Origin of the sequence: Thiohalobacter sp. IOR34 (assembly GCF_030406045.1) — a bacterium.
Taxonomy (GTDB): Bacteria; Pseudomonadota; Gammaproteobacteria; order Thiohalobacterales; family Thiohalobacteraceae.
On record NZ_CP128988.1, the window covers coordinates 1,157,914 to 1,181,550 of the forward strand.

At 67.6% G+C, this 23,637-nt stretch carries 16 protein-coding genes; 9 read left to right on the plus strand and 7 right to left on the minus strand.

What is annotated here, in order from left to right:
- Positions 1 to 412 precede the first annotated feature (412 nt).
- The 3 genes from acs to dksA form a co-directional block, all read right to left on the minus strand.
- Complete coding sequence (acs, locus tag QVG61_RS05375; RefSeq protein WP_289932326.1) at positions 413 to 2,350, minus strand: acetate--CoA ligase; 1,938 nt, start codon at positions 2,348 to 2,350, stop codon at positions 413 to 415.
- Positions 2,351 to 2,425: 75 nt separating this feature from the next.
- Positions 2,426 to 3,352: a tRNA glutamyl-Q(34) synthetase GluQRS gene (gene gluQRS / locus QVG61_RS05380; protein ID WP_289932327.1), complete on the minus strand. Its 927-nt coding sequence runs from the start codon at positions 3,350 to 3,352 to the stop codon at positions 2,426 to 2,428.
- Positions 3,353 to 3,433: 81 nt separating this feature from the next.
- Complete coding sequence (gene dksA / locus QVG61_RS05385; protein WP_289932328.1) at positions 3,434 to 4,123, minus strand: RNA polymerase-binding protein DksA; 690 nt, start codon at positions 4,121 to 4,123, stop codon at positions 3,434 to 3,436.
- A 410-nt stretch (positions 4,124 to 4,533) separates the two neighbouring features.
- Here dksA and QVG61_RS05390 point away from each other — a divergent pair, with 410 nt between their 5' ends.
- Both QVG61_RS05390 and QVG61_RS05395 read left to right on the plus strand, forming a co-directional pair.
- Entirely contained in the window at positions 4,534 to 5,313 is a 780-nt protein-coding gene (locus QVG61_RS05390) for an HAD family hydrolase (protein ID WP_289932329.1), read from the plus strand.
- Between the two features lie 2 nt (positions 5,314 to 5,315).
- Positions 5,316 to 6,482, plus strand: a complete 1,167-nt coding sequence (locus QVG61_RS05395) for a pyridoxal phosphate-dependent aminotransferase (RefSeq protein WP_289932330.1) — start codon at positions 5,316 to 5,318, stop codon at positions 6,480 to 6,482.
- Between the two features lies 1 nt (position 6,483).
- Here QVG61_RS05395 and cysZ read toward each other — a convergent pair whose 3' ends face one another.
- The 3 genes from cysZ to queF form a co-directional block, all read right to left on the minus strand.
- The gene (cysZ, locus tag QVG61_RS05400; RefSeq protein ID WP_289932332.1) at positions 6,484 to 7,227 is read right to left on the minus strand and encodes a sulfate transporter CysZ; all 744 of its coding nucleotides are present in this window, start codon (positions 7,225 to 7,227) and stop codon (positions 6,484 to 6,486) included.
- Complete coding sequence (locus tag QVG61_RS05405; protein ID WP_289932333.1) at positions 7,224 to 8,525, minus strand: FGGY-family carbohydrate kinase; 1,302 nt, start codon at positions 8,523 to 8,525, stop codon at positions 7,224 to 7,226. Before QVG61_RS05405 ends, cysZ begins: the two co-directional genes overlap by 4 nt.
- Positions 8,526 to 8,699: 174 nt before the next feature.
- Entirely contained in the window at positions 8,700 to 9,089 is a 390-nt protein-coding gene (gene queF, locus QVG61_RS05410; protein ID WP_289932334.1) for a preQ(1) synthase, read from the minus strand.
- A 157-nt stretch (positions 9,090 to 9,246) separates the two neighbouring features.
- Here queF and smc point away from each other — a divergent pair, with 157 nt between their 5' ends.
- The 5 genes from smc to QVG61_RS05435 all read left to right on the plus strand — a co-directional run bounded on the left by smc (position 9,247) and on the right by QVG61_RS05435 (position 18,396).
- Positions 9,247 to 12,759 carry a chromosome segregation protein SMC gene (gene smc, locus QVG61_RS05415; RefSeq protein WP_289932335.1) on the plus strand — a complete coding sequence of 1,171 codons (3,513 nt, stop codon included), beginning with the start codon at positions 9,247 to 9,249 and terminating at the stop codon, positions 12,757 to 12,759.
- A 126-nt stretch (positions 12,760 to 12,885) separates the two neighbouring features.
- Positions 12,886 to 13,647: a cell division protein ZipA gene (zipA, locus tag QVG61_RS05420; protein ID WP_289932336.1), complete on the plus strand. Its 762-nt coding sequence runs from the start codon at positions 12,886 to 12,888 to the stop codon at positions 13,645 to 13,647.
- A complete protein-coding gene (gene ligA / locus QVG61_RS05425; protein ID WP_289932337.1) occupies positions 13,644 to 15,665 on the plus strand; it encodes an NAD-dependent DNA ligase LigA in 2,022 nt (673 codons plus the stop codon). Before zipA ends, ligA begins: the two co-directional genes overlap by 4 nt.
- A gap of 180 nt (positions 15,666 to 15,845) precedes the next feature.
- Positions 15,846 to 18,053 (plus strand): DUF1631 domain-containing protein, encoded by a 2,208-nt coding sequence (locus tag QVG61_RS05430; RefSeq protein WP_289932338.1) that lies wholly within the window; start codon positions 15,846 to 15,848, stop codon positions 18,051 to 18,053.
- Between the two features lie 13 nt (positions 18,054 to 18,066).
- Positions 18,067 to 18,396, plus strand: a complete 330-nt coding sequence (locus QVG61_RS05435; protein WP_289932340.1) for a PilZ domain-containing protein — start codon at positions 18,067 to 18,069, stop codon at positions 18,394 to 18,396.
- 12 nt (positions 18,397 to 18,408) lie between these two features.
- Here the strand turns inward: QVG61_RS05435 and QVG61_RS05440 are convergent, their stop codons facing one another.
- The gene (locus tag QVG61_RS05440; protein WP_289932341.1) at positions 18,409 to 19,152 is read right to left on the minus strand and encodes a DUF2189 domain-containing protein; all 744 of its coding nucleotides are present in this window, start codon (positions 19,150 to 19,152) and stop codon (positions 18,409 to 18,411) included.
- Positions 19,153 to 20,238: 1,086 nt separating this feature from the next.
- Here QVG61_RS05440 and QVG61_RS05445 point away from each other — a divergent pair.
- A complete protein-coding gene (locus tag QVG61_RS05445) occupies positions 20,239 to 21,864 on the plus strand; it encodes a vWA domain-containing protein (protein ID WP_289932724.1) in 1,626 nt (541 codons plus the stop codon).
- Between the two features lie 48 nt (positions 21,865 to 21,912).
- Complete coding sequence (locus QVG61_RS05450) at positions 21,913 to 23,589, plus strand: hypothetical protein (protein ID WP_289932342.1); 1,677 nt, start codon at positions 21,913 to 21,915, stop codon at positions 23,587 to 23,589.
- Positions 23,590 to 23,637: the final 48 nt, after the last annotated feature.

The window sequence follows — 23,637 nt, forward strand, 5'->3', positions numbered from 1 at the left end:
CGGCGATGGATCGTTCAGCGGCTCGACCCGGGCAACGAGGGCTGGTTTGTGCGCCAAATCCTTGACATCTATGGCTGCTTCAGGTATCGGCAGTCGGACTGCAAAGCTTGAGAGGGGGATGGCGGTGGCTTGGGCAGGGTGCGCCTGGGGTTGGGCAACTTATTGAACAGAAAGATTTATCTGTGAGGATAGGGGGAGGGGGAGAATCCCCCTCCCCGAGGAGGTCGGGCTGCGTGACGGGCGTGTGCAGCGCGGAGGCGGGGCCGGCAAGGCCCCCGAAAAGGACACGGATTTCCGTCGCGATGGCGACCCTGCGAGGGCTGCGTTTCTTTTACGCAGTCCGGCGAATCCCCGCTGGCGTGAGCACCACGCTGCGCCATGCTGAGGTATTCACGCCAACCCGGGGGGGCAGTCAGGCGCCGGCGCGGTTGGCGATCAGATCCTCCACCACGCCCGGGTCGGCCAGCGTCGAGGTGTCGCCCAGGTTGTCGAGGTCGTTGGCCGCGATCTTGCGCAGGATGCGGCGCATGATCTTGCCGGAGCGGGTCTTGGGCAGCGCCGGCGCCCATTGAATGACGTCGGGCTTGGCGATGGGGCCGATTTCGCTGCGTACCAGCTCGACCAGTTCCGCCTTCAGCGCGTCGCTGGGCTCGACCCCCTTGACCAGGGTGACGTAGGCATAGATGCCCTGGCCCTTGATGTCGTGCGGGTAGCCGACCACGGCCGCCTCGGCCACGGCGTCGTGCAGCACCAGGGCGCTCTCGATCTCGGCCGTGCCCAGGCGGTGGCCGGAGACGTTGAGCACGTCGTCCACCCGGCCGGTGATCCAGTAGTAGCCGTCCTCGTCGCGCCGCGCCCCGTCACCGGTGAAGTACATGCCGGGGTAGGTCTTGAAATAGGTGTCGATGAAGCGCTGGTGGTCGCCGTAGACGCTGCGCATCTGTCCCGGCCAGGGCCGGGTGATGACCAGGTTGCCCTCGCAGGGGCCGTCCAGCACCTTGCCCTCGCTGTCCACGATGGCGGGCAGCACGCCGAAGAAGGGCCGGGTCGCCGAGCCGGGCTTGAGCGGCGTGGCGCCGGGCAGGGGGGTGATCAGGTGGCCGCCGGTCTCGGTCTGCCACCAGGTGTCGACGATCGGGCAGCGGCCGTCGCCGACCACCTTGTGATACCACTCCCAGGCCTCGGGGTTGATCGGCTCGCCGACGGTGCCAAGCAGTTTCAGGCTCTTGCGCGAGGTCTTCTTCACCGGCTCGTCGCCCTCGCGCATCAGGGCGCGGATGGCGGTCGGCGCGGTGTAGAAGGTATTGACCTGGTGCTTGTCCACCACCTGCCAGAAACGCGAGGCGTCCGGGTAGTTGGGCACGCCCTCGAACACCAGGCTGATGGCGCCGTTGGCCAGCGGCCCATAGACGATGTAGCTGTGGCCGGTGATCCAGCCGACGTCGGCGGTGCACCAGTAGACGTCGCCGTCATGATAGTCGAAGGTGTATTTGTGGGTGATGGCGGCGAACAGCAGGTAGCCGCCGGTGGTGTGCAGCACGCCCTTGGGCTTGCCGGTGGAGCCGGAGGTGTAGAGGATGAACAGCGGGTCCTCGGCGTCCATCTCCTCCACCGGGCAGTCGTCGCCGGCTTCGGCGACGGCCTCGTGATACCAGATGTCGCGTCCCTCCTGCCAGCCGATGTCGCCGCCGGTATGGCGCACGGTGAGCACCGTGTGCACATCCGGGCAGTCTGCCAGGGCCCGGTCGGTGTTGGCCTTCAGCGGTACGCGCTTGCCGCCGCGCACGCCCTCGTCGGCGGTGATCACCAGCCGGCAGTCGGAGTCGAGAATGCGGTCCTTGAGCGATTCCGGCGAGAAGCCGCCGAATACCACCGAGTGCACCGCGCCGATGCGCGCGCAGGCCAGCATCGCCATGCAGGCCTCGGGGATCATCGGCATGTAGATGCACACCCGGTCGCCCTTCTTCACGCCACGCGCCTTGAGGGCGTTGGCCAGCCGGCATACCGCCTGGTGCAGCTCGCGGTAGGTGAGGGTCTTGTCGACAGCGGGATCGTCGCCTTCCCAGATCAGGGCCACCTGCTCGCCGCGGCTCTCCAGGTGGCGGTCCAGACAGTTGTAGCAGGCATTCAGCCGGCCACCCTCGAACCAGCGGATGTGGCCCTTGTGGTAGTCCCATTCGAGCACCTTGTCCCAGCGCCGTGACCAGCTCAGGAACTGCTCGGCCTGTTCCGCCCAGAAGCCTTCCGGATCCTCGATCGATTGCCGGTACAGGGTCTCGTACTTTTCGGCATTGATCAGGGCGCGGGCCGCAAAATCCTCGGGGACCGGGTAGACCTTGATATCGGACATGAGGGGGTACTCCTTGTTCGCTGTCGGGTGCTGGGCTGTTTATGTCACAACCGGCGGTCAGATGCCAGCCCGTGGTCAGCGCCGGGCCGCGGCCTCGACCCGGATCGCGGCCTGCGCCGGAATGGCCAGCGGATCCCAGTGGGCGATGGCCCACCGCCAGATGGCGTCCAGAGACTCGCCTTGCAGCGCCCGCGGCGGGCGCTGGCCGAGAAAATCCAGGGCGCGAAGGATCAGGGCGGCGGGATCGGCGTCCTCGATCGAGGGTGCGCGGGTCTGCTTGCTCAGCTTGTCGCCGGCGGCGTTCACCGCCAGCGGCAGGTGCAGGTAGCGGGGCGTCGGCAGGCCGAGCAGCCGCTGCAGGTGGATCTGGCGCGGGGTGGAACTCAGCAGGTCGCTGCCACGCACCACCTCGGTAATGCCCTGGCTGGCATCGTCCACCACCACCGCCAGCTGATAGGCGACGATACCGTCGGCGCGGCGGATCACGAAATCGCCCACCTCCTCTTGCAGCGGCTGCCGGAAACGGCCCAGCAGTCGGTCTTCGAATTCCAGGTCGGCGGCCGGCAGCCGCAGGCGCAGGGCGCGGGGCTCCCGTCCTGGAGGCAGGCCGTTGCGGCAGGTGCCGGGATAGATGGGGCCTTCCGGGCCAGGACGTCCCCGTTCGGTGATCTCGCGCCGGGTACAGCCGCAGGGGTAGCTGTGACCGGCCGCTGCCAACCGTTCCAGCGCCGCCAGGTAGGCCTCCGCCCGGCGGCTCTGCCACATCACCTCGCCATCCCAGTGCAGGCCGTATCGTTCCAGGGTACGGAGGATGGCATCCGCCGCACCCGGCACCACGCGGGGCCGGTCCAGATCCTCCATGCGCAGCAGCCACTGCCCCCCCTGGCTGCGCGCGTCGAGAAAGCTGCCGACGGCGGCGATCAGCGAGCCGAAGTGCAGGGGACCGGTGGGGGAGGGGGCGAAACGGCCGCGACAGGGCCTGTCTGCGCTGGGGTCGGGCATGGAGTTATTGCACCGCAAACGGGTCAGCGGTGCAAAGGAAGGGAGGAAGGACCCGCGGCCGGCGCGGGTCCGTGATCGGGCCTACTTGCCGAGCTGCTTCTCGCGGATCTCGTCCAGCGTCTTGCAGTCGATGCACAGGTTGGCGGTGGGGCGCGCCTCGAGGCGGCGGATACCGATCTCCACGCCGCAGGCCTCGCAGTAGCCGTATTCTTCCTGTTCCAGCGCTTCAAGGGCCTCGTCGATCTTCTTGATCAGCTTGCGCTCGCGGTCACGGGTGCGCAGCTCCATGCTGAACTCGGACTCCTGGGTGGCGCGGTCGTTGGGGTCGGGGAAATTGGCCGCCTCGTCCTGCATGTGGTGCACGGTGCGGTCGACCTCCTCCATGAGTTCCCGCTTCCATGCCAGCAGGATCTCGCGGAAGTGCTTCCGCTGGGCCTCGTTCATGTATTCCTCGCCCGCCGTCTCCTGGTAGGGGGCGATGCCCTCGATCACCGTGTGATGGACGCCTGGCTCGGCAGTCTTTTTCGCAGCGGCCTTCCTGGCCGGAGTCTTCCTGGCAGCCGTCTTCTTGCTGGCGGCCTTTTTCTTCGCGACTGCCTTCTTGGCGGGCGCCTTCTTGGCCGCGACCTTCTTGGCCGCGGTCTTCTTCACCGCCGTCTTCTTGCCGGCCACCTTCTTCCTGGTGGTTGCCGGCTTCTTCGCCGCTGTCTTCTTGGTGGCCGTCTTGCTCGCCACCTTCTTCTTTGCTGCCGCCTTCTTCTTGGTCGCCATCCAGCTCTCCTGCAAGGTTCGGGTCGTACGCCGCCAGGGTGGGCGATACCAACCCCGGCCGGCCGCGGTGGCGGGTCGCGCCGCGGCGACCGCCGTGGGAGGCCGCCCCGCCGTCGTACCGGCGTCATGTCTCCCGGTCACGGGCCTTTTCCGGCGCAGGCCCCCGGCCCGCTCGAATACAAGCGGCTAAGTTTCGGGGTAGCAGGGGGCGGAGTCAAGCCCGGGATCGACGGCCAAACCACCTGTTCGATGACGGCACGGGGGTGCAGGGCCGGGTGGCGGCTGTCTCGCGGCGCTTCGGCTTGCCGGGCAGCGATTTCCCTGCGCCGTGTCCCTGAAATGGCGATGGATGCTGCGCTGGGATAAGCTATGGCGCCTCATTCTGCCAGCACAAGAAGCGAGCGATCTGAATGTCTGAACTCAAAGCCCTGTTATTCGATGTCGACGGCACCCTGGCCGAAACCGAGGAGGTTCACCGCCAGGCCTTCAACAGTGCCTTTGCCGAGGCTGGCCTGGACTGGGTCTGGGACCAGGATCTCTACCGGCAGCTGCTGGCCGTTACCGGGGGCAAGGAACGCATCCGTTACTACCTCGACCGGTTCAATCCGGAGTTCCCGCGGCCGGCAGCACTCGACGACTTCATCGCCGGTCTGCATCAGGCCAAGACCCGCCACTACACCGAGACGGTGGAGGGGGGCAGGGTGCCGTTGCGCCCCGGGGTGCGGCGGCTGATCGAGGCGGCGCGTGATGCCGGCCTGCGCCTGGCCATCGCCACCACCACCACACCGGCCAATGTCACTGCCCTGCTGCGCGCCAGCCTGGCCGAGGACGCCGAGGACTGGTTCGAGCTGATCGCAGCCGGGGGGGTGGTGCCGAACAAGAAGCCGGCACCGGACATCTATGACTACAGCCTGGAGAAGCTGGGGCTGCAGCCCGAGCAGTGCCTGGCGCTGGAGGATTCCCGCAACGGCCTGCGCTCGGCGCTGGCCGCCGGCATCCCTACCCTGGTCTCCGTCAGTCACTACACCCAGGGCGAGGATTTCGACGGTGCGCTGCTGGTGGTCGATCAGCTCGGTGAACCGGACCAGCCCTTCCGGGTGCTGGCCGGCGATGCCGCTGGCGCCAGCCATGTGGATGTCGATCTGCTGCGCCAGCTGCATGCCGCGGCTACGGAGGCGGCGCCGGCCTGAGCATGAAAGGGACAGCGCTCGCGGCGCGGATGCAGGATATCCAGCCGTTTCACGTGATGAAGCTGCTGGCCCGTGCCCGTGCCCTGGAGGCCGCAGGACGGCACATCGTTCACCTGGAGATCGGCGAACCGGACTTCCCGACCGCCGCGCCCATCGTCGCCGCCGGGCGTGCCGCCCTGGCCGCCGGTCATACCCACTACACGCCGGCCACGGGGCTGCCCGAGCTGCGCCAGGCACTCAGCGATCACTACCGGACCCGCTACGGCCTGGAGGTGGCGCCACGGCGCATTCTCATCACTCCGGGTGCATCCGGTGCCCTGCAGTTGCTCATGGCTGCGCTGGTCGATCCCGGGCGGCAGGTGCTGATGAGCGACCCGGGTTATCCCTGCAACCGCAACTTCGTACGCCTGGTGGAGGGCGAGGCGCTGAACGTGCCGACCGATGCCGAGCACGGTTACCAGCTGACCCCGGAACTGGCCGAACGCCACTGGACGGCGCGCAGTGCCGCGCTGCTGGTCGCCTCGCCATCCAATCCGGCCGGCACCCTCCTCGACCGCGAGCAGCTGGCGGCACTGGCGGCCTTTGCGGAGGCCCGGGGTGGCAGTCTGATCGTCGACGAGATCTACCACGGACTGACTTACGACTGCGAGGCGACCAGTGCCCTGGCCGTCTCCGAGCGGGTGTTCGTGCTCAACAGTTTTTCCAAGTTCTACGGCATGACCGGATGGCGGCTGGGCTGGCTGGTGGCGCCGGAGGATGCGGTAGAGGCGCTGGACACCCTGGCCCAGAATCTGTTCCTGGCTGCACCGACCCCGGCCCAGTGGGCGGCACTGGCGGCCTTCGAGCCGGAGGCCCAGGCGATCTTCGAACAGCGTCGCCAGGCCTTCCGCGAGCGGCGTGACTACCTGCTGCCGGCGTTGCGTGAGCTCGGTTTCCGCATCCCGCTGACCCCCGGCGGGGCCTTCTATCTGTACGCCGACTGCAGCGCACTGACCGACGACAGCTTCGAGTTCAGCCAGCGGCTGCTGGAGGAGGCCGGGGTGGCGGTCACCCCGGGGCTGGACTTCGGCCGCCACCAGGCCGCCCGCCATCTGCGCTTCGCCTACACCACCTCGCTGGACCAGCTCGAGGAGGGCGTGCGCCGCATCGCCGCCTTCCTCGATCGCTGACTCAGCCGGATTCCGTCCGCCCCTTCAACGCCCGCACCCAGAGCGCGGTGGCGCCGGCCACGGCGGTCGGCATGGCGATGAAGTTGATCACCGGGATCAGGGTCATCAGCAGCACCCCACTGCCGAAGCCCAGGGTCAGCAGCCGTCGTGAACCCAGCAGCCGGCGCTGGGCGGGGAACAGCAGGCGGTGGTTGTTGAGCGGATAGTCGGCGTACTCCAGGGCCAGCATCCAGGCGCTGAACAGTCCCCAGAGCACGGGTGCCGCCAGGTTGAGGCCGGGGATCAGGAAGCAGAGGCCGACCGGCAGCGCCCGGAGCAGGAAGTAGAGCAGTTTCTGCACCTCGGACCAGAGGCTGGGCAGGATGTCCCGGAGGATCTGCCGCCAGCCGCCGATGCCTTCCAGCGACTGGCCGGTGAGGTGACGCTCCACGGCCTCCGCCAGCAGGCCGTTGAAGGGCGCGGCGATCAGGTTGGCGAGAATGCTGAAGCCGTAGAACACCACCAGCAGCACGCTGGCCGCGAACAGTGGCCAGAGCAGGTAGCGCAGCCAGGCCAGCCAGTCGGGCAGAAAGCCGAGCAGGTAGTCCATCAGCCGGCCGAACTCGCTGGCGGCGAAGCCGATCAGGCCCGCGAAGAGCAGCAGGTTGATGGCCAGCGGCACCAGAACGAAGCGCCGCAGGCGCGGTTGCCGGATCAGTTGCAGGCCGCTGGCGACGAAGCCGAGGCCCTGGATGAAATCCCTCATGGGTGATGCCCCTCCTGCCGGGAATGGATGAGCTGGCCGTGCCGGGCCAGGCGGGCGCTGCCGCAGGCCGCCTGGCGTTCCGGCAGGTTGTGCACCGGGATGCCGAGCAGCCGTTCGCGGATCTCGCGCCAGGGCATGTTGCTGGCCCCGCCGCCGATACTGTACACGGCCTCCGGCCAGGGGGCGCCGAGTTCGTGCAGCAGGCGATAGCCGCGCCGCTCGATGCGCGCCATCCCCTCCAGCAGGCCCTGGAAGAAGCGCAGATCGTCGCGCGGCCGGGGCGAGACCCGGGGCGGCAGCGCGGGGTCGTTGATGGGGAAGCGTTCGCCGGGGGCGGGCAGGGGATAGTAGTCGAGGCAGGTGCGGTGGCGCGGGTCGAGACGGGCGGTCAGTTCGGTCAGTTGCGCCTGGCTGAAGAAGCGGCGCAGCACCGCGCCGCCGCTGTTGGAGGCGCCGCCGATCAGCCACAGGTCGCCGAGCCGGTGGCTGTAGATGCCATATTCCGGGGCGTTGAGCGGGCGTTCGGCGAGCACCTTCAGCACCAGGGTGCTTCCCAGCACGCTGACCGCCTGCCCCGGGCGCTGGACCCCGGTGGCCAGCACGGCGGCAGTGCTGTCGGTGGTGCCGGCCACCACCAGGGTGTCTTCCGCCAGCCCCCAGCGCCGGGCCAGGTCCGGCTGCAGCTGACCGAGCGGGCTGCCGGCGGGGCGTATCTCCGGCAGCAGGCCGTCGGGGATGGGCAGTTCGGCCAGCCAGTCGGGCCAGCGGCGGGCCTGCGGGTCGTAGCCGAGCTTGAGGGCGTTGTTCTCGTCGCCGAGGTCGAAGCGTCCGAGCAGCCGCCCGCTGATCCACTCGGCCTGGTGCAGGGCGTGGCGGGCCGCCTCCCGGGCGGACCCCGAGAGCAGGTGCAGCAGCTTGGCCAGGCTGCTGCTCGCGCTGCGCGCCGGGCTGTCGGCGGGAGCCACGGCGGCGATGCGCCGGGCGGCCTCCGGGCGGCTGTCGTTGTACATCAGCGCCGGGCCGAGGGGCCGGCCCTCGCCGTCGGTCAGCAGCAGGGTGCCGGCGGTGCCGTCCACGGCCAGCGCGCGGACGCTGGCCAGGGAGGTCTGCCGACCGAGTTCCCGCAGCAGGGGGTCCAGCGCCTGCCACCAGAGCGCCGGATCCTGGCGTACGCCGTCCGGCCCGCGCTCCGGCGGGGGCAGGTCCAGCATCGCCTGGGTCAGGGGCCGGCCAGCGTCGTCACACAGGCAGGCGCGCACGCCCGAGGTCCCGAAGTCGATGCCGAGAAAGAGGTTCATGGCCGGGAGGGGCGCACGGGAGGGTTGGCTTAGCAGGCTGTTGAAAAAGTCTCTGGCGAGTGCGAGACAAGGCAAAAAATGGCGAAAAAGCGCAGTTTACATGGTCGTAAATGAGCATTTTGAGCCATTTTTTTAACGCCGTATCGTGCCGTCAGAGGGTTTTTCAACAGCCTGTTAGGGAAGCACTACCGGGGGCTTGGCCTGCCAGTCCGGCGCCTGGTGTTCGGCGACCACCGTGGTGTAGATGCCGCCGCGGACGTTGAACTCGGCGGTGACGCGCATGAAGCGCGGTGCGCAGGCCGTCACCAGGTCGCTGAGGATCTGGTTGGTGACTGCCTCGTGGAAGGCCCCCTCGTCGCGGTAGGACCAGATGTAGAGCTTGAGCGATTTCAGCTCCACGCAGAGCCGGTTCGGCACATAGTCGACGTGCAGGGTGGCGAAGTCCGGCTGGCCGGTCTTGGGGCACAGGCAGGTGAATTCCGGGATCCGGATGCGGATGCTGTAGTCACGCTCGGGACGCGGGTTCTCGAAGGTCTCGAGCGTCTTGCTGGGCTGGGTAGACATGCGCGGAAAGATACAGCAAGCAGCCCCTGCCCACAACAGAAAGACGGGGCAATCCGGTGGCTTGGCGGACATTGTTTCGGCGCTCTCGAAAGGGACCGGACTGTCCCCCCCGGGGCCATCTTGTGGGGGGTATCCGAATCGAGTATCTTGCCGCTCCATGCGCCTGACAAAGATCAAACTCGCCGGTTTCAAGTCCTTCGTCGATCCCACCACCATCTCCGTGCCCAGCAATCTGGTGGGTATCGTCGGCCCCAACGGCTGTGGCAAGTCGAACACCATCGACGCCGTGCGCTGGGTGATGGGCGAGTCCTCCGCCAAGCACCTGCGCGGCGACTCCATGGCCGATGTCATCTTCAACGGATCCAACGCCCGCAAGCCGGTCGGCCATGCCAGCGTGGAGCTGGTGTTCGACAACAGCGAGGGCAAGCTGGCCGGCCAGTACGCCCAGTACAACGAGATCTCGGTCAAGCGCCAGGTGTCGCGCGACGGTCAGTCGCAATATTTTCTGAACGGCACCCGTTGCCGGCGGCGCGACATCACCGACATCTTCCTCGGCACCGGCCTCGGCCCGCGCAGCTACTCGATCATCGAGCAGGGCATGATCTCCCGCCTGATCGAGGCCAAGCCCGAGGAGCTGCGCGTCTACCTGGAGGAGGCGGCCGGCATCTCCAAGTACAAGGAGCGCCGCCGTGAGACCGAGAACCGGATCCGCCACACCCGGGAAAATCTCGATCGACTCAATGACTTGCGTGATGAAATAGAGAAGCAGCTTGAGAAGTTGAAGCGTCAGGCGCGGACCGCCGAGCGCTACAAGGAGCTCAAGCAGCAGGAACGCCGGGTCAAGGCCGAGTGGCTGACCCTGCGCTACCAGGCGCTGCACGAGGAGATCCGCTCCAAGGAACGGGAGATCCAGGGACGGGAGACGGCGCTGGAGGCGGTGATCGCCGAGCAGCGTGCCCTGGAAGCCGCGATCGAGAAATCCCGCGAGGAACAGACCGCGGCCAACGACAGTTTCAACGAGGTCCAGGGCCGCTACTACGGGTTGGGGGCCGAGATCGCCCGCGTCGAGCAGGCCATCCAGCACGCCCGCGAGACCCGCCAGCGCCAGCAGGCGGAGCTGGAGAAGGCCGAGAAGGCCTGGAACGAGGTCGAGGCCCACATCAGCGTCGACGGCCAGCGGCTGACCGACCTGGCCGCCGAGCTGGCCGCCAGGGAGCCGGAGCTGGCGGCGCTGCAGGCGCAGGCGGCTGCCTCCGGCGAGGCGCTGCAGGCGGCCGAGGCGGCGATGCAGGCCTGGCAGGCGGAATGGGACGAATTCAACCGCCGTGCCGCGATGCCGCAGCAGACTGCCCAGGTGGAGCGGACCCGCATCGATCACCTGGAGCGCCAGCTGGCCCAGCTGGAACAGCGGCTGAAGCGTCTTGCCGAGGAGCGCGAGCGCCTGAGCGGCGATCCGCTGGAGGCGGAGATCGAACGCCTGGTCGCCGAAGAGAGCGAACGCGGGGCGGCCGCGCAGCGGCTGCAGGGCGAGCTGGATGCGGTGCGTGGCCAGATCGCCGAGCTGCGTGAGCGGTTGCAGACCCAGGCCGCGGAGCTGGATGAGGCGCGTCGGGAGCAGCAGCAGCAGCGTGGCCGGCTGGTCTCCCTGGAGGCCCTGCAGAAGGCCGCACTCGGCGAGGACGACGGCGCCGTTGGCGACTGGTTGCAGCGTCAGGGCCTGGCCGAGGCGTCACGCCTGGCCCAGCAGATCGAGGTCGAGGCCGGTTGGGAGCGGGCGGTCGAGACGGTGCTCGGCGACTACCTGGAGGCGGTCTGTGTCGAGGGGCTGGAGCCGCTGGCCGACGGGCTCTGCGAGCTGGGAGAGGGCGGCATCGCCCTGTTCGACACCGAGGCCGCCCGGTCCGCCGGTGGGGACGCGGCTGATGCCGGCATGCTGCTTACCAAGGTTCGCGCCGCCTGGCCGCTCGAGACCCTGCTTGCCGGCATCCATACCGCCGACACCTTGGCCGAGGCGCTGGCGCTGCGGCCCCGCCTGGCCGCCCATGAGTCCGTGGTCACGCCGCAGGGCGTCTGGGTCGGCCGCACTTGGCTGCGCCTGGCGCGGGCCGACGACCAGGGTCGCGGGGTGCTGGAGCGGGAGAAGGAAATCAATGCGTTGAAGTCCTCTCTTGAGGATTTGGATGAAAAGGTGGCGGCGTCCGAGAGCCGGCTCGAGGCGACCCGCCAGAGCCTCCACCAGCTCGAGCAGCGGCGCGAGGAGCTGCAGGCCGAGGTCAACCAGGCCCACCGCCAGCACAGCGAGGTGCGGGCCCAGCTCGGCGCCCGGCGCTCGCGCCTGGAACAGATCCGCGGCCGTGCCGAGGCCATCGACAGCGAGATCGGGGAACTGCGGGACCAGCAGCAGCGCGATGGTGAGGAGCACGCCGCGGCCCGCAGCCGTCTCCACCAGGCCCTGGCTGAAATGGAGGATCTGGCCCGCGAGCGCAGCGAACGCGAGGCCGAGCGCGAGACCCTGCGTGGGCAGCTGGAGGCGGCGCGCCGCCAGGCGCAGGCCGACCGGGAGGCGGCCCACGGTCTGACGGTGCAGATCGAATCGATGCGCACTGCGCAGCAGAGCACCGCCGAGAACCTGGAACGCATGCAGGGCCAGCAGGTGCATCTGCGGCTGCGGCGCGAGGAGCTGAGGGAGGCGCTGGCCGCTGGCGAGGCGCCGCTCGCGGAGCAGGAGGCCGAACTGACCCGGCTACTGGAACAGCGTTCCACGGTGGAGAACGAGCTGGCCGAGGCGCGCCGTCGCCTGGAAGCCGTCGAGCACGAGCTGCGTGAGCAGGAGCAGGGGCGGGCGGCCCGCGAGCGCGAGGCCCAGGAGATGCGCGAGGCGCTCAACCAGGCGCGCATGGCCTGGCAGGAGATCAAGGTGCGCAGCCAGACCCTGCTGGAGCAGCTCGCGGAGACCGGTTTCGAACTGGAGACCCTGCAACGCGAGATGCCGGAAGAGGCCGATCTGGAGACCTGGGCCGCCGAGGTCGAGGCCCTGGAGCGGCGCATCCAGCGCCTCGGGCCGATCAATCTGGCGGCGATCGACGAATTCGAGGAGCAGTCCGAGCGCAAGGTCTATCTCGATGCCCAGCACGCCGACCTCACCGAGGCCCTGGAGACCCTGGAGGGAGCCATCCGCAAGATCGACCGCGAGACCCGCACCCGCTTCAAGGAGACCTTCGACAAGGTCAACAGTGGTCTGCAGCGCATGTTCCCGCGGCTGTTCGGCGGCGGTCACGCCTACCTGGAGCTGACCGGCGAGGACCTGCTGGATACCGGCGTCACCGTCATGGCCCGCCCGCCGGGCAAGCGCAACAGCACCATCCATCTGCTCTCCGGCGGTGAGAAGGCGCTGACCGCCGTGGCCCTGGTGTTCGCCATCTTCGAGCTCAATCCCTCGCCCTTCTGCATGCTGGACGAGGTGGACGCGCCGCTGGACGACGCCAATGTCGGCCGCTTCTGCGATCTGGTGCGGGAGATGTCGGAACGGGTGCAGTTCATCTTCATCACCCACAACAAGATCACCATGGAGCTGGCCAACCAGCTGACCGGCGTGACCATGCACGAGCCGGGCGTGTCGCGGCTGGTGGCGGTGGATATCGACGAGGCCGCGCAGATGGCGGTGATGTAGCCTGCCGGTACCGCAAGGCGGCCCGGTCGAGCGGCGACGGGGCCGGTCAGGGCCGGCGCGTCTGCCCGTTCGCGGGCGCCGGCCTGGCATCAATCGGGGATCCCTCATTCAGTGACTATGGACAGCTTGCGTTGGATTCTGCTCGGCATCGGCGTGCTGCTGGTGGCGGGGGTGTATTTCTGGTCGCGACGCAGTTCTCGGCCGCGGATCGAGCCCGGTCTCTCCGAGCCGGGCGACGTGATGCGCGGCGGGGTGGATCTGGCCAGCGAGGTGGCAGCCGGCGACATCGACACCGATGACGTGGCCGGTCTGGCTAGCGCCGTCGAGGAGCCCTCCGGGGAACGCCTGCAGGAGGAACTGGAGGCGCTCGAACAGCTGCTCGGCGAGGAGCAACCGCCGTCGGTGGCGGAAACGGCGGGGAACGACGGGGCGTCTGTCGGCAGTGCGCCGGAGGCGGAGAAGATCGTCATCTTCTATCTGGTGGCCCCCCGTGGCCAGCCCTTCCAGGGCGAACGGCTGGCCAGGGTCTTCGACGAGGCCGGCCTGCAGTTTGGCGACATGGAGATCTATCATCGGCTGGCGCCGGGACGCCTGGCGCAGTCGGTGTTCAGTGTCGCCAACCTGCTCGAGCCCGGCACCTTCGATCCGACGGCGATGGCCGGCACCAACACCCCGGGCCTCAGCATCTTCCTGCGCCTGCCGGGGCCGGTCGAGCCGCTGGCCGCCTTCGACGACATGCTGGCCACTGCCCGGCAGCTCGCCGAGCGTCTGCAGGGCGAGCTGCGTGACGAGGAGCGCAACCGGCTGAGCCGGCAGGCGGCCGAACACCTGCGGGAAGAGATCATCGAGTACCAGCGACGCCAGCAGCTGGAGCGGGTACCGCGATGAGCGTGCCCAAGCGCATCCACCAGCGGATCGCCGAGCTGCGCGAGCAGATCAATCACCACAACTACCTCTACTATGTGCTCGACGCGCCGGAGATCCCGGATGCCGAGTACGACCGCCTGTTGCGCGAGCTGGAGGCGCTGGAGGCGAAATATCCCGAGCTGGTCACCCCCGACTCGCCGACCCAGCGGGTCGGCGCCCAGCCGCTCGCGGCCTTTGGCGAGGTGCGGCACGAGGTCCCCATGCTGTCGCTGGACAATGCCTTCTCCGACGAGGAGCTGGAGGATTTCGACCGCCGGGTGCGTGAACGACTGGGCGTGGATCGGGTGGAATACGCCGCGGAACCCAAGCTCGACGGCCTGGCGGTCAGCCTGCTCTACGAGGAGGGGGTGCTGATCCGTGGCGCCACCCGCGGCGACGGCCTGGTCGGCGAGGACGTGACCCAGAACGTGCGCACCATCCGCCAGATCCCGCTGCGTCTGATCGGCCGCGGTTGGCCGCGGCGGCTGGAGGTACGCGGCGAGGTGTACATGCCGCACGAGGGCTTCCGCCGTCTCAACCGGCAGCAGGAGGCAGCCGGCCTCAAACCCTTCGTCAATCCGCGCAACGCCGCCGCCGGCTCCCTGCGCCAGCTCGATCCGCGGGTCACCGCCGAGCGTCCGCTGGCCTTCTACTGCTACGGGGTCGGCCTGGTGGAGGGCGGCCGGCTGCCGGAGCGGCACAGCGAGATACTGCGTGTCCTCAAGGGCTGGGGGCAGCGCGTCTATGCCGGGATCGAGGTGGTGCAGGGTTTCGAGGGCTGCAAGAACTACTACCGCGAGATGGAGCGCCGACGCGACGGGCTGCCCTTCGATATCGATGGCGTGGTGTTCAAGGTAGACCGCATCGACCAGCAGGAGGCGCTGGGTTTCGTGGCGCGGGCCCCGCGCTGGGCCATCGCCCGCAAGTTTCCCGCCCAGGAGGAGCTGACCGTGGTGCGCGACATCGAGGTGCAGGTCGGCCGCACCGGCGCCATCACCCCGGTGGCCAGGCTGGAACCGGTGTTCGTCGGTGGCGTCACCGTGAGCAGCGCCACCCTGCACAACGAGGACGAGATCCGCCGCAAGGACATACGCATCGGCGACACCGTCATCGTGCGTCGTGCCGGGGACGTGATTCCGGAAGTGGTGGCGGTGGTCAAGGAACGCCGACCGAAGAATGCCCGCCGTTTCGTGATGCCGAAGAAATGCCCGGTCTGCGGCTCGGCCATCGTGCGTGCCGAGGGCGAGGCGATCGCCCGCTGCAGCGGCGGCCTGTTCTGTCCGGCACAGCGCAAGGAGAGCATCAAGCACTTCGCCTCGCGGCGGGCCATGGACATCGAGGGACTGGGCGACAAGCTGGTCGAACAGCTGGTGGACAAGGGCCTGGTGCACGACGTAGCCGACCTCTACAGCCTGACCGTCGAGCAGCTGGCCGGTCTGGAACGCATGGGCGAGAAGTCGGCCCGCAACCTGATCGCCGCGCTGGAGAAGAGCAAGCAAACCCGCTTCGAGCGATTCCTGTACGCCCTCGGCATACGTGAGGTCGGGGAGGCCACGGCCCGCACCCTGGCCCAGCATTTCGGCGATCTCGATGCCCTGATGCAGGCCGACGTGGAGACGCTGGAGGCGCTGCCGGACATCGGTCCGGTGGTGGCCCAGCACATCGTCAATTTCTTCGCCGAGGAACACAATCGCGAGGTGATTCGCAAACTGCTGGCCGCCGGGGTACGCTGGCCGAAGCCGAAGCGCGCCCGCCATCAGCCGCTGGCCGGTCAGAGCTTCGTACTGACCGGCGCCCTGCAGAGCATGACCCGTGACGAGGCCAAGGCGCGGCTGGAGGCGCTGGGTGCCCGGGTCAGCGGCAGCGTGTCGAAGAAGACCAGCTATGTGGTGGTCGGCGAGGCGCCCGGCTCGAAACTGGCACGGGCCCGGGAGCTGGGCGTGTCGGTGCTGGACGAGCCCCAGTTCCTCGATCTGCTGAAGACACTGGAGAAGGGCTGAGGACTCAAGTCCCGAAGACCGGTGCCGCCAGCCTGGGAAGGCGAACCGGCCTGGCGCCAGAGCCATGGGCCAGGCGTGCCAAAACGAGACGAAATGGACGTTCCTATGTCGGACAGTGGATACACCGCATCGACCGGGCTCTCGCCCAAATTTGGCAAGCTGATCGAAGGCTGCCGGCGAATGACCCCCACCCACCTGGCACCGCTGCTCATCCAGATGCTCGAGCAGGCCGAGGTCGGCCTGCTCGAGGCCGCCGAGCGGGCCGAGAACAATGAGATGCAGAACCAGTACTTCGCGGTGATGAAGGCCATCAAGCACAACCAGAACCGCATCCTGCAGACCTTCCTGCAGGGCATCGACCGGGGCTTTGCCGACTTTCTCGAGGGCCGGGCAGGTGCGCGCGGGGATGAGACCTCACTGGACGCATTCGAGGCCGACCAGCTGGCACTGGTCGACAAGGACGAGGTCGACTGGGCGCTGCCGGTGCAGAACCTGGTCTCCCGCGCCAATGCCGAGTATGTCCAGGCGCTCTATGCCCTGGATCAGCGGCTGGCGGTGATCAATGGCGGCAGCAAGCTGGCCGCCGAGGCCCTGCCCGGCGGGCCGCAGCAGATCGCCGAGGCCTTCCGCGACGCCCTGCGTGGCCTGGATACCGTGAAGCAGATCCGCCTCATGCTGTTCGCTTCGTTCGACCGGCACGTGATGCGGGAACTCGGCCCCTATTTCGAGGAATACAACCGCCGCCTGGTCAATGCCGGCGTGCTGCCCAATCTCAGCTACGAGATCCGCAAGCACCAGGACCCGCGGCGGGTTGCCCGGGACGAGCATCAACCGCCTGACGGGAGCCCGCCCGAGGAGGCCGACGAGGAGACCTTCCGGACCATCTCCCGTCTGCTTGCCGAGCGCCGCGCCGCGGCGGGTGAGGCCGGGGGCTCGGCTACGACCTCTGCGGCCGTCCCGGGCGAGGCGCCGGCCGGGGGTGACAGCTCGGGCGCTGCTGGCGGATCCGGCGGCGGTCTCGGTGGCCGGGTGGCCCTGGTGGGGGCCATCAACCAGCTGCAGGAGGCGCAGAGCCAGGCCCAGCCACGCGGGGAACCCGACCTGGACAGCTACTTCGAGGATATCCGCATCGACAAGGGGCTGCTCGACCGGCTGCAGTCGATACTCGACCAGGAACGCAAGCGGCTCTACGAGTATGTCGACCGTCGGCATCTCACCGAGGAGGACGTCGACGTCATCGATCTGGTCGGTATGCTGTTCGAGTTCATGCTGCGCGACAAGACCCTGCCCAATGTCGCCAAGGCCCTGCTCAGCCGCCTGCATACCCCCTACCTGAAGGTCGCCATACTCGACAAGGCCTTCTTCGTGCAGAAGCGGCATCCGGCACGCCGTCTGCTCGATGCCATGGTCGAGGCCGGCAGCCAGTGGATCGTGGAGGACGATCTGCAGCGCGGCATCTTCCCCTGCATGCGCCATGTGGTCGAGCAGGTGCTGGACGAGTTCGAGGACGATCTGGATCTGTTCGAGGAATTGCTGCAGGCCTTCAGCGTGCGGGTGCGCGAGATCGAGCACAAGGCCAGCCTGATCGAGAAGCGCAGCGTGGAGGCGGCCGACGGCCAGGCGCGGCTGCAGGACGCGCGCCGTCGTGCCCACGCGCAGATGGCGCGCATGCTGGCCGAACGGCAGCTGCCCGAGGAGGCCTTCGAGTTCTTCTCCCGGGTCTGGTCGGAGAAACTGATGTTCATCCTGCTGCGCGAGAAGGAAGGCGAGCAGAGCGCGGCATGGAAGCTGGCGATCAGGGTGGCGGGCGACATCATCGACAGCATCGAACCGCAGATGGCCGAGGTGGAGCGGGCCCGCATCAAGCAGTCGCTGGCGGCCCTGCGTCAGGCCATCCACATGGCCCTCAACGATCTGAGTCCCTACGGACCGCGGGACAACGAGCAGATGTTCGAGCAGATCGTCGCCTGGCAGGATGCGGCCCTGCTGACCCCGCAGGCGGTCGCCGAGGCCGCGCGCGCCCGTTCCGAGCGTGCCCCCGAGATGCCCGCGGAACCGGTCAAGGCACCGTTGCCGCCCGAGGCGGAGGCGGCGGCGCGGCGCCTGGAATCCGTCGACTTCGGCACCTGGTTCGAGTTCCACGATACGCAGACGGAGCTGGTACGCCGGTTGCGCCTGGCCTGGTTCAGCGAGATCAGCTCGAACTATATGTTCGTCGACGCTATCGGCGTCAAGGCGGCGGAGTACAGCCGTGACCTGCTGGCGAGGATGATGGCGCAGGGCGAGGTGAGCATCGTCGAGACCGAGAAGCGACCTTTCATCGAACGTGCCCTGGCGGCGGTGCTCGGCCTGCTGGGGCGCCGCCCGGACAGCACCCTGACCCACTGAAGAGGATGGCTGGATGAACGACAAGCGCAAGCAGGTCCGGACGGAGATCAGTGCGGAGATAGAGGTCCGCGATCATCACAGCGGCGAGCCGGTGGGCCGGCTGGTCAATCTGTCGCCGAGCGGCATGATGCTGTTCGTAGGGCGGGAGATCGCACCGCACAGCGTCTATCAGTTCGATCTGTTGCTGCCGGGGGTAGTGCTGGAGACGGATACCCTCACCCTGGGTGCCGAGAGCCTCTGGTGCCAACCCTGTGAGTCGGGCGAGTTCTGCGCCGGCTTCCATTTGATCGACATCCCGCCGGACCAGCAGGACGTGCTGGCCGCCCTGATCCAGGGCGAGTGAGGCCGGAGCTTCTCAGCCGTCCGGCGCGGGCGGAAAGACCTCTCGATACAGGGCCAGGCTGGCATAGGCCAGCACCGGCAGGGTCACGCACAGCAGCGGTAGCAGCAGGATGGAGACCAGGGTCGTAGCGCCGAGCAGCAGGCCCCAGACCAGGCTGGCCGCGGGATTGCCGAGCACCGCGCGCACGCTGGCGCTGACCGCCTGCACCAGACCGGCGCGACCCTCGTACAGCAGCGGTATGGAGAAGGCTGTCACGGTGAAGACGATGCCAGCCAGCACCGCACCCATCAGTGCCGCCCAGAGCTCAAAGCCGATCACCGCCGGTTGCAGCCGGATCAGCCAGGGCGCCCCGTAGCCCAGGGCTTCACCACCGATCATCATGCTGTAGAGGATGGCCGCGTCGGTGATCCAGATCAGGAACAGGAAGGCGCAGAGCAGGCGGAGCAGCCAGATCCCGCCTGGCGCCCGGACGATGGCCGACAGGGCCCGGCGCAGCCGGGGCCGCTCGGCGCGCTCCGGCAGCTCGGCAAGGTGGAAGAAGCCGTCCAGCAGGGCCGGTGCCAGGAGCAGGAAACCGCCGGCCACGGGCAGGGCCATGGGCGCGAGGCCGAGGGCGCCGAGCGCGGCGAGCAGCGCACCGCCGACGACAGCGGCAATGGCGGCCAGTGCCAGGCTGGGGGCAGGAAGGGTGAGGAATGTGGAGGCGCCGGCAGCCAGCGCGTGGCCGATCTGGCGCAGGCCGTAGGGACGGGGCACGGGAAGAGCGGTTGCCGCCAGGGAGGATGCGCTGCGGGAGGCCTGCATGCCACCATTGTAAGGCAAATCCTAGCAGCCTGTCGGACTCAGGACTGATCTACTGCGCGGGTGGGAGAGCGGCCCGAATCTCCCCGATTTCTCGTTGCGTAGTGCCCGCTATGCGCCTCGAAATCGTGAAGATTCGTTCTCGTTCTCCCACCCTGCTCGCTACGATCGCCTAAGTCCGACAGGCTGCTAGCCCGCATATTGCACCAAGGATTCGATGCCGAGGGCGAATCCGGCAAAGCAGCTTGGGCGATCGGCCGAAAAAGCATGGCCGTCGCCATGGTTCGAGGGGGATCGCTCAAGATGCGCAGCCCGATTCGGCCTGACATCGAATAGGCACAAAGTGTACCTGCCCAAACGGCTCTCTCATGGTCATCTCGGCCTTGTGTAACAGCCTCAATGCCGACCATGCAGACCGCCTTGGTGCAATATGCGGGCTAGGGCTTCAACACCACACCAATCGCGGCCTGGAGACCGCTCCTACAACATATTGTGCCGCCACGCCCCGTAGGAGCGGCCTCCAGGCCGCGATGCTCGGAGTCAATCGTACAGGCACAAACTGTAACCCGCCCAAGGGGCCTTTCATGGTCATATCGTCCCTGTATTGCAGCACGAACCCCCTTCATGCGCGCCGCCGTGGTGCAATATGCGGGCTAGGGCTTCAACACCACACCAATCGCGGCCTGGAGACCGCTCCTACAACATATTGTGCCGCCACGCCCCGTAGGAGCGGCCTCCAGGCCGCGATGCTCGGAGTCAATCGTACAGGCACAAACTGTAACCCGTCCAAGGGGCCTTTCATGGCCATATCGTCCCTGTATTACAGCACGAACCCCCTTCATGCGCGCCGCCCTGGTGCAATATGCGGGTTAACCCGGCAGCTGAACACAACCTGTATGGCTGCCGGGTTAATAACTGGTTGAATCTAAACTATATCTGAAAGTTGCCGATACAGCGGTGGAGGCCGGCCGGCTATCCGCCAGTGCACGGCCGTCGCAGTACCTGGGGAACAGCGAGAAAAAACAAGGGTATGGGAACGTGATGAAAGGACAAGAGGGAAACCTGCCGATGCCGGGCATGCCGGCCAGGGTGCTGGCCGCGTTGCTGCTCTGGTGTCTCGCCTGGATGGCGCCGTTCGCCATTGCAGCCGATGAGGGTACTGCCGCCGAGGGGGTCGATGCAGTGCTGGTCATCGACAGTTCCGGCAGCATGAAGGAAACCGATCCGCGGCGCCTGCGGGTGGCGGCGGCGAAGATGTTCGTCTCGCTGCTCGGCCCGGAGGACAGGACCGGCCTGATCAGTTTTAGTGACGATGGCTATCCGGTGCTGCATCTGACGCCGGCCACGCCGGCGAACCGCGAACGCTTGTTCAAGGGCATCGAGAAGGTTTCGGCGCGTGGCGTCTATACCAATCTCCATGCGGCCCTGCTCAAGGGGCGGGAGATGCTGGACAAGGAGGGCCGGCCCGGTCACCGGCGGCTGCTGGTGCTGATGTCGGATGGCAAGATGGACGTCGGCGACTGGAACGAGGACCAGCGTCTGAAGCAGCAGATCCGCGGATCCCTGATCGAGGCGTTGCGCAACAGCGGCATCGAGGTCTACACCATCGCCTTTACCGAGGCCTCCGACATGACGTTGCTGCGTGAGATCGCCGATGGCACCGGGGCCTTGTCGCGCATGGCCTCCAACGACCGCGAGCTGCACAAGGTCTTCAGTGCCATCTTCGAAAGTGCCAAGCAGCCCGACATGCTGCCCATCGAGGGTGGCGATTTCGTGGTCGACGACTCGGTCGACGAAGTCACCATCATCGCTTCCAAGGTAAGGCCGGACAGCGAGATCCAGCTGCTGATGCCCGACGGGCGGCGCATCACCGCCGAGGTGGCGGGGCGCGCGGTGCGCTGGTTCCGCTCCGAGGGCTTCGACATGATCACCATCCAGGGTCCCCCGCCCGGCCGCTGGCACCTGGTCTCGGACAGCACCGACAACCGGGCCTATGTGGTGACCGATATGGGCATCGAGGCCCGCCTCGCTGCAGAGCGGGTCAAGGTGGGAGAGAGTAACGGACTCAAGGCCTGGCTGGTGCAGAATGGCGAGCTGCTGGCCACGCCGGAGATTCTGGCCACCACCCGTTACCGGGTCGATGTCGAACAGCCCGATGGCAGTGCGCTGCAGGTCGAGCTGAACAACGAGGAACCTCTGGAGGACGGTGTCTACGAGGCGGCCCTGCAGTTCCAGCAGCCGGGCCAGTACCGGCTGAAGGTGAGCGCCCGCAGCCAGACTTTCCAGCGTGAGAAGGTGCTGTATCTCGATGTCGAGCCGCTGCCGGAAGGCGCCGCGCCGCCCCCGGTGGTTGCCGAACCCGAGCCAGAGCCGCAGCCCGTTGCCGAGTCTGAACCCGAACCGGAACCCGAGCCGCAACCCCCGGCGGAGCCTGCAGCGGAAGCGCCCGAAGTCGAGGAGCCGCCCCCGGCGCTTCAGGAGGAGGAGCTGCTGACGGAGGAACCGGCCGATGAGGGGATCAACGTCGGTCTGATCATCTCCCTCTTCGTCCTGGTCAATCTGTTGATCGGCGGACTGGTGGCCGGATTCATCTTCTGGAAGAAACGCCGCGGCGCACGGGCGGCCGAGAAGGTGGAAGACGCGGATGACGAGGACGTCGCCGAATAGCCGCCGCCCGTTCACGGCATGCGGCACACCCATGGAGAGAGGGCAGGAATGATGGCGGGATATGTCTACAGTCTGCTGGGGGTGCTGGAGCTGGTGTTCGTGCTCGCCGGCCTGTCGATCTATCTGCATCTGCGTCACAGCAAGGCCAGGCGACTCATCGATGAACTGCAGGCCAGTCTTCGCGAGCAGAGCGGGAAGCAGGCGGCGGGGGCGGTCGATGCGGCCAAGGGGGAACATGCCGAGGCACCAGTTCCGGACTATGCCAGCTTCCTGAACGAGGAACTGGAGGCATCCAGCCTGATGCTGGGACCCCAGCCGGAGGGTGAGGCGGAGCAGGGGGACGATACCGTGCGGCAGATGCTGGCAGCCCGTCACCAGTTCCTGCAGCTCGAACTTGATGTCCAGTCCCTGAGCAGGAAGGACCCGGAGAGCCGCCGCAAGCGGCTGGTGGAAGGCATGCAGAGCCTGCTCTCCAGTCTGTTGCCCGACAAGGATGGCGCAAACGATGCAGCGGTTGGCACGACGGAGACCCGTGGTGAAAAGGATGCGGCCGGCCTGAGCCGTGAACAGCAGCTCGAGGAGCAGCTCTCCCATCTGCGCGGGGTCATCGACAACCAGCACGAGGTGATGCGCGAACTCAAGCACATGCTGGAGGAGACACTGGACGATTCGCCCCAGGCCCAGGAGATCATGCACAAGTTGCTCGATGCCGAGGGGCGCAGCAAGGAGATGGAGGCCTTCCTCGCCGGCTTCGCCTCGCCGGAGGCCATGGCGTCCAAGGGCGGCACCGTCCACCATCCGGACACCGACATGCTGCGTGACCTGGTCGGCAACCAGCAGCAGACCATCGATCATCTGCGCAATATGCTGCGGGACATCCTGCCGGAAACGGAAGAGACCAAGCGCTTGTGCGATGCCCTGAACAAGGTGCAGCGCACCAACCAGGAACTCGGCACCTGTGTCCAGGTGCTGGAGGACGAAAACCTGCGGCTGCGTGATCAGGTCGACAGCCTGCAGGCCCGGCTCGATGAACTCGGTCGGGCCGAGCCGGTGCCCTCGGAGGAGCCGTCAGCCGGCGAGCAGCCTCCCGCCGCCGGACCCGCGGCCGCAGAGGCGGAAACCGCAGAGGCGGAAACCGCAGAGGCGGAAACCGCAGAGGCGGAAACCGCAGAGGCGGAAACCGCAGAGGCGGAAACCCCAGAGGCGGAAACCCCAGAGGCGGAAACCCCAGAGGCGGAAACCCCAGAGGCGGAAACCCCAGAGGCGGAAACCCCAGAGGCGGAAACCCCAGAGGCGGAAACCCCAGAGGCGGAAACCGCAGAGGCGGAAACCCCAGAGGCGGAAACCCCAGAGGCGGAAACCCCAGAGGCGGAAACCCCAGAGGCGGAAACCCCAGAGGCGGAAACCCCAGAGGCGGAAACCCCAGAGGCGGAAACCGGGGTGGCGGAAACCGGGGTGGCGGAGAGAGGTGGATCCGAACGCGAGCTGCAGATGCCGTCACCCGACGCCGTTGCCCTGGATGCCGACGAGGAGGGCGGACGGCCTGCCGAAGATGACATCGATGCCCTCCTCGACGAGGTGTTGCAGCGGCCGGAAGAGGAGGACGATGCCGACGCCGGCGTCGTCGATGACATCGATGCCCTGCTGGAGGCGGCTGCCGCACCCGCGGCCGATGCGGAAACCGATGCCGAGGCGCAGGCCGGCTCCGGCCAGGCTTCCGGCTGATCCCCCCGTACAGACGGCTGACATCCCCCGGCGAGTTGCGTAAGCTAG